The 6,703-nt window shown below is 68.2% G+C and carries 5 protein-coding genes; 2 read left to right on the forward strand and 3 right to left on the reverse strand.

Going from position 1 to position 6,703, the window contains the following annotated elements; translation table 11 throughout:
• The 3 genes from H6A15_RS09840 to H6A15_RS09850 form a co-directional block, all read right to left on the reverse strand.
• On the reverse strand, positions 1-524 hold a 524-nt coding region (locus tag H6A15_RS09840), incomplete at its 3' end, for an FhaA domain-containing protein (protein ID WP_204673582.1).
• Positions 521-2,437: a serine/threonine-protein kinase gene (locus tag H6A15_RS09845; protein WP_204673583.1), complete on the reverse strand. Its 1,917-nt coding sequence runs from the start codon at positions 2,435-2,437 to the stop codon at positions 521-523. The genes H6A15_RS09845 and H6A15_RS09840, both read right to left, overlap by 4 nt.
• 135 nt (positions 2,438-2,572) lie before the next feature.
• Positions 2,573-3,142 (reverse strand): YcxB family protein, encoded by a 570-nt coding sequence (locus H6A15_RS09850; protein ID WP_204673584.1) that lies wholly within the window; start codon positions 3,140-3,142, stop codon positions 2,573-2,575.
• Between the two features lie 222 nt (positions 3,143-3,364).
• Here H6A15_RS09850 and H6A15_RS09855 point away from each other — a divergent pair, with 222 nt between their 5' ends.
• Positions 3,365-3,559: a hypothetical protein gene (locus H6A15_RS09855; protein WP_204673585.1), complete on the forward strand. Its 195-nt coding sequence runs from the start codon at positions 3,365-3,367 to the stop codon at positions 3,557-3,559.
• 19 nt (positions 3,560-3,578) lie between these two features.
• Entirely contained in the window at positions 3,579-6,464 is a 2,886-nt protein-coding gene (dnaX, locus tag H6A15_RS09860) for a DNA polymerase III subunit gamma/tau (protein WP_204673586.1), read from the forward strand.
• Positions 6,465-6,703: the final 239 nt, after the last annotated feature.

Below are 6,703 nucleotides of genomic sequence, written 5' to 3' on the forward strand. Positions count from 1 at the left end.
AGATGTGTATAAGAGACAGCGGCAGACCCCTGGTTCCTGCGGGGCGTGGGCCTGGGGGCGCTCTGTGCGGGCTCGGGCTCGCTCGGGCGCCTGCTTGTGGAAGCCTGGATGCTCTGAGAGAGGCCGCTTTGATAGGCGCGCTCCTCCTCGTAGAGGCGGGCGAGCGTAGGGGCGTCGACGTTTTCGGCGAAAACCGAGAACTTGCCCGCCTTGAGCGACGGGTCGATCATGAAGCGGACAAGCGGGTCGCCCACGAAGTTGTAGCGCTTGCGCTGGGCCTGCGCCTTCACGAACTCGCCGAGCTCGCGGGTGAGCTCGGGGTAGTAGGGGGCCATCAGCGGGTCGTCCTCGTTGGCGATGAGCACGGTGTAGAGCGCCGGTGCGGTGTTCACGCCGTTCACCACGAGCGTCTGATCCTCCATCTCGCGGGCCGCCTGCTTGGCGAGCTTCTTGAACGAGAACGGTGCCCGCGCGGCACCGAAGATGCCCGCGACGTGGTTCTCGAAGATATTCAGGAAGTTCACAGACGATCACCTTCCGATAGGTCTTTGCGATATCCGAATAAAGAGACACATATACCGAGGATTATAGAGGATAGGGCTCCCGACCCCAGCGCAGCGAGGGGTCCGGCGGGGTCGATGCCGGCATTTTCCATAGGGTTTGCAAGCCAGAGTAGCAAAACAACCACAATTGCAAAGAGGATGCAGGGCAGGACGAGAAGCCCCGTTCCGCGCGCGTCGCGCACGTTTGACCACAGGCGGGCGAGCAGCATGCTCGACACGGCGGAGGCGCCTGCAAGCACGAGGACGCCCGCCCAGAGCCACGGGTCTGCAAGGGCGTCCAGCGCCTGGGCGCCTCCCATCGAGCCGCCGGCCATGAGCGCTGCCGAGGCGAGGCGGGCAAAGAGGACGCCGCCCGCGACCGAGGCCGCTGCCGGCACGGGCGCAAGCAGGTAGGAAGCGAGCGCGGCCACGGGGCCGGCAAGCACGAGCGCGTCTTGCGTGGCGATGCCGGCCGCGACGAGGGCGCAAAGCACTGCCGACGCTGCCGGCCGCGTGCGTCCCCAGGCATACCACCAGCCGGCAAAGCACGGCACGAAGACGATCAGGGTGGCGATCAGGGGGAGAAGCTCCGTGGAGCCCGCGACCATCAGCGCAAAGCAACATGCCAGAAGCGCCGAGCCTATCTGCGGCGCGATGCCCGCCGCGAGACCGATGGCCGCCGCGCCCAGCAGCTGGGCCAGACCCGGCGCCATGCCCATATGCGAGAGCATGCCCAGGCTGGAGACGCACACCGACACGCCGGCGACGGCGCCGCAGGCGATGCGGCGGGCGTTGGGCGTGCGGCTGCCCAGCCAGCCTTCCGCCGGGTCGAGCTCCCATACCTTGCCGCCTCTGCCGGGCGCGTCCTCGTCGTCGGGCACCTCGTCAGAGGTGAGGCGGGCGATGATGCGTGCCAGGCTGCGCCTGCCTTCGCGGGCGTCGCCGAGGTCGTCTAAAAAGAGCTCGGCGAACTCCGCGACGGAGTCCAGGCGCTCGGCGGGGTCTGCCGCGAGCGCCGACAACAGGGCGTCTTCGACGTCCTGCGGCATGTCGGGCAAGAGGGAGGCGGGGCGCACGACCCCTTTGGCTATGCGCTTGAGCGAGTCGGCGGGCGTGGCGGCGCGAAACGGCGAGGTGGCGCAGAGGGATTCGTAGAGCACGCAGCCCAGGGCAAAGATGTCGGTCCGCTCGTCAACCATGTCGCCGGCGAGCTGCTCGGGCGGCATGTAGCCGATGGTGCCGCCGCGCGCCCCGCCGAACCCGGCGGCGCTGGTGAGCGTCGCCATGCCAAAGTCGGCAAGCTTCACGTGCCCGCTGCGGTCGATGAGCACGTTGCCCGGTTTGATGTCCATGTGCAGCACGCCGTTCTCATGGGCGTAGGCGAGCGCCTGCGTGAGGGCGTCTGCGATGCAGGCGCATTCGTCGTAGGTGAGCGAGTTCCCCTCGACCTGTGCCAAGAACTCCTCGAGCGACATGCCGTCGATGTACTCCATGACGAGGTAGGCGTAGGCGTCGTCATAGGTGAAGTCGATGACCGACACGATGTTGGGATGCTGCAGCATGCTGGCGGTGCGCGCCTCGGCGAGCGCGGCGGCGCGGACGTCCTCGGGGGTGGTGCTCGTGGGCGTCGAGAGGGGGATGCGCTTGATCGCCACGCGGCGCTGCAGGCGCGCATCCAGGCAGATCTCGACGCTGCCAAAGCCTCCGGTGGCGCGTGTCTCGAGGGGTCGATAGCGCTTGAGCAGCGAGGTAGCGGCAGCGCCGGCGGGTGCGGAGCCGCGCGTGCCGGCGCGGCGTCCGGAGATGATGCGGGTGGGGTCGGCCCCCGTTGAGGTGTCGGCAGAGCCGCGCTGCGGGCGTGCAGGGCGGTCGGTGAAGTTCGAGAACAGCGACATGGCTACCTCGTGGTGTGGTTGAAGTGCGGTGCTTGTAGCTTGGCGGCCATTCTACCATGTCGGGGCACGCCGCCTCGGTTTGAAGCTCTCGCCATGCGTCGCGGCGCCGCCGGCATGGCTCGTTTTTTGCGTGGCCTATCGATGCGAAGAGGAGAGGCTCTCGAGGAAGCGCTCGAACTCTTGGGCGTTGCCGCGCTGGAATGCGGCGCGGGGCAGGCAGACGCCGTCCAAGCCGAAGAGCAGCACAAACATGAGGTCGTCTTGCTGCACGCGGGTCAGGTCGCTGAAGCGGTAGTAGCGCGAGCGGCCGTCTCGGGCAAACACCATGAGGCCCTCGTCGGATACCGCCACGCGGCGGTAGCGGTCGCCAAAGCTCGTGGAGTCCTTTTCCATGGCGTCGATATAGCGCCGTGCATAGTTATGGTGCAGCTGCGAGCGGTGCCACAGCAGATAGATGCCGACGAGGACGACGACGATGCCCAGCCAGCCCAGGCTGCGGTCAAGAACGAACCACGCGACGCCGCCGACGATGCAGGCGACGCCCACCACTGCGAGCAGCGTTCGGCGGGCACCGGTTGCCTGCAGGCGCGCGAAGTTGGTGAGCAGGTCGTTCTCATACAGGTATTCGTTGATGAAGCGGATGCCGTCGTCGGGTGCGTCCTCGATGGCGTCCGAGATGTTTTGAGGGTCGCGGAGCTCGTCCATGTGGTCCCTTTCCTGTGTCCGCGCGCCATGGTATGACGGTTGCGGGCAGAAGGTATCATAGATGCGATGCCGGAGGCGTGGCGCCGCCGGTGTAGCACAGTATAGTCGAGCGCTGCCGCGCGTCGCGGCATCTCGGTGCGGAGGCCCCGCCGGCGGGCGCGTCTGCCGCCTCTGGCGGTAGGGGGCCGGGCCGAGCGGCGGCATGAGGGGCGGGAGGACGTCATGACCAACGAGGAGCGGCTTGCCGCATACGATGCCTTCGCGGCCGATGTTCGCGCCGAGCTTGCCGAGCTCGTTGATCGCATGGACGAGCTGCGGGCGAAGGACAAGGTGAAGTCCGCCACCTATCGGCAGCTGTTCGCCACGCGCATCACCCTGAAGGACATCGACCGCCGTCTTTCTGAACGCGGCCTGTGAGCCTGTAAAGGAGACCCCGATGGAGTCACTCTATAGAAAGTATCGTCCGCTCACCTTTGAGAGCGTCGTGGGCCAGCAGCATATCGTCTCCACGTTGGAGCACGCCGTCACCGAGGGGCGTCTGTCGCATGCCTATCTGTTCTGCGGGCCGCGCGGCACGGGCAAGACGACCATGGCGCGCATCTTGGCGAAGGCGCTTTTGTGCGAACGTTCCGCCGCGGCGCGAGAGGTGGGAGCCTCGGGGTGCATGCCCGATGGCACCTGTCCGGAGTGCACCCAGATCGCCGAGGGCACGCATCCAGACGTCTACGAGCTGGACGCCGCCTCGCGCACGGGCGTCGACAACGTGCGCGAGGAGATCATCGGCTCGGTGAATTTCGCCCCGGTGCGCGGCGCGTACAAGATCTATATCATCGACGAGGTGCACATGCTCACCACGGCGGCGTTCAATGCGCTGCTCAAGACGCTGGAAGAGCCTCCCGGCCACGTGGTGTTCGTCCTGTGCACCACCGATCCGCAAAAGATTCCCGAGACCATCCTCTCGCGCTGCCAGCGCTTTGACTTTCATCGCATCGGCAACGAGGACATCGTGGGCCGGCTTGCCTATATCTGCGAGCAAGAGGGCTTCGACACCGAGCCGGAGGCGCTCGAGATCGTGGCGAAGCACGCCCGCGGCGGCATGCGCGACGCGCTCTCGACCTTGGAGCAGCTGTCGGTCTTTGGCAACGGCGCGGTGCATGTGGCCGATGCGCGCTCGCTTCTGGGCGAGGTCGCATCGTCGGTGCTCTCGGAGTTTTGCCGAGGCATCGCCGCGCGTGACGTGCCGGCGCTGTTTGCGCTCATCCGCACACAGATAGACGACGGAGGCGACCTGCTCGAGCTCACGCGCGACCTGGTGGCTCACGTGCGCGACGTGTACACCGCGCGGATGGTGGGCGCCGTGCCCGAGGTGCTCGACTGCACTCCTGAGGAGGCGGCAGCCTTGGTCGACGAGGCGTCGCTCTTTGAGACCTCCGATCGTTTGGCTCGCATGCTTACCGTGCTCGACGACGCCGCGCTCGAGATGCGCTCGGCCGCGGACACGCGCCTGGTGCTCGAGATCGCCTGCACGCGTCTGGCGCGCCCCGAGTCCGACCTGACGCTCGAGGCGGTGGCGGAACGTCTTGACCGCCTGGAGGCGCGAATCGCCTCGGGCGTGCCGGCATCCCCCCTCGATCGGGCGGGCATCGCCGCGCTCACCGGCGGGGCCTCCTCCGCTTCGGCTGCTCCTTGGGATGCCGCCCCCGCCTCTCCCGCGGCTTCTGCGGCGCCGACGCGCCCGGCCCAGGCTCCCAGGCAGGCGCAGTCTGCTCCGAGCGGCTTCTCACATGAGACTCAGAACCCCGCGCGGGTCTCGCCTGCCGAGGGCGGCGCGGCGGCCTCTGGTGCGTCTGCAGCCCCATCGGCCGGCAGCGTGCAGGCGCCTTCCGCTCCGGCTGCGCCTAAAGACGCCGTGCCTGCGCCGAGTGCGCCTGCGCCCGCATCGCGAGCATCGGCGCAGGAGCATGCGCCCGCTGTCCGCAGGGAGGCGGCGGAAAAGGCGGCTCCCGCGCAGGCGCGGCCTGCCGCTCCGGCTGCTCCGTCGCCTCAGACGGCGCCTCGGCCTGCCGCCGCGCCTGCGCCCGCGACTCCTGCCGAGGTCGCCGCTGCCGCCGCTGCCGAGACGCCTGCGGTCTCCGATGCGGGCGAGCTCCAGCGCAAGTGGTCCGACGTCGTGCGTCGCGTGACCGCCGCCCAGGCGTCGCGCGGCGCGCTGCTGCAAAGTTCGCGCGCGCGTTCTGATGACGGCGACAAGCTCGTGGTGGCGTTTCCATCCGGCTCCGCCTTTGCAATCAAGATGCTGGGGCGGGCAGATACCCAGGAGGTCGTGCTTCCCATCGTGAGCGCTGTCTTTGGGCGCAGGACCGTGGAATACGTCATGGACGGGGGAGGGCAGAAGGCGTCCGGCCCTCACGCGTCGACGCCTTCCGGCTCCGGCGCGTCCGGCGCGTCGGAGACTGCTGCACCCCAGCCTTCTGGCGGCCCGTCGACATCTGGCTCTGCCGCGTCGGCCTTTCATGTCGCGCCGGTCTCGGCGGAGCGGAGACGCCCCGCGGCTCCTCGAGGTGCGAGCGCTGCTCCTTGGGAGCCTGCTGCTCCATCGAGCCCGGCGGCATCTCCTGTCCCTGCAACGAGTTCTCCCGCATCGGCGGCGCCTGTGTCGGAAGCGCCGGCGCCGGCGCCTTCGCAGAAATCGCCCGCTCCCACAGTCGGCGCGGCGCCCACGCCCTCGTCTGGAATGGCGCCGGCGGCTGGGCCCGTGGCTGACGAGACGAGCGGCCCCACCATCATGGCCGACGGCCGCGACATCGACGCCGACCGTCGTGCCTGGGAGGAAGACCAGGTACCCTACGACGATGCGATGATCGCCGGCTACGAAGAGGAAGACCTGCCGCCGTTCGACATGCCCGATGCCCCGGGCGCGCTCGCGTCCCCCGCAGGCGACGGGACGTCGTCCCCGGCGACGGACGCCGCCCCGGCCTCGAGCGGCGGCGCCTCCGCCTCGGCCTCGGGTGCCGTCGTCCCAACTTCAGACGATGCCGTTTCCGATGCGGGCGCGCCGGCCTCCCCTGCGGCCGCTTCTGCCCCTGCCGCGCCGGCTTCCCCTGCGGTCGCTTCCACCCCTGCCGCGGACGTCGTCTCTGTGGAGGACGGCGATCCAGCATCCGCTTCCCGCGCGGGAGTTCCTTTTGCGACGTCATCGCCGTTTGCGAATGTCTCGGTCGACGATACGGTTCCACAGACTGTCGAAGAGACCAAAGAGCTGCTCAACAGCGTTTTCGGTGCCGGCGTTGTTCTCAAGGGGCCGGCGGACTTTCCCGCATGATGCATCCCGCCCCACCCTCTGGGCGGCCCGCGGGGTCTCGGGGCGCCGTCGCTCGAAGAAGACCGAGCGACGGCGCCCCTCTTTTTCGCCGAAGCTCGGTTTTTCTTCGTTTTCGGGGCCAGTTTTGTTATAAGCAAATGAAATTGTCACCCCTCGTTTTTTGATTCTGTCACCCCGCGACCCCCCGGTCCCCTAGCGTAGTCCTCAGCCGAAGGAGGACACATGGATAAGAGGACCAA

This window comes from Enorma phocaeensis (genome assembly GCF_016901575.1).
In the GTDB taxonomy this organism is placed as follows: Bacteria; Actinomycetota; Coriobacteriia; order Coriobacteriales; family Coriobacteriaceae; genus Limicola; species Limicola phocaeensis_A.

Bases quoted from the DNA above. Each gene is read 5' to 3' on its own strand.
- H6A15_RS09845 (WP_204673583.1), bottom strand. From the start codon at position 2,437: ATGTCGCTGTTCTCGAACTTCACCGACCGCCCTGCACGCCCGCAGCGC.
- H6A15_RS09850 (WP_204673584.1), bottom strand. From the start codon at position 3,142: ATGGACGAGCTCCGCGACCCTCAAAACATCTCGGACGCCATCGAGGAC.
- H6A15_RS09855 (WP_204673585.1), top strand. From the start codon at position 3,365: ATGACCAACGAGGAGCGGCTTGCCGCATACGATGCCTTCGCGGCCGAT.
- dnaX (WP_204673586.1), top strand. From the start codon at position 3,579: ATGGAGTCACTCTATAGAAAGTATCGTCCGCTCACCTTTGAGAGCGTC.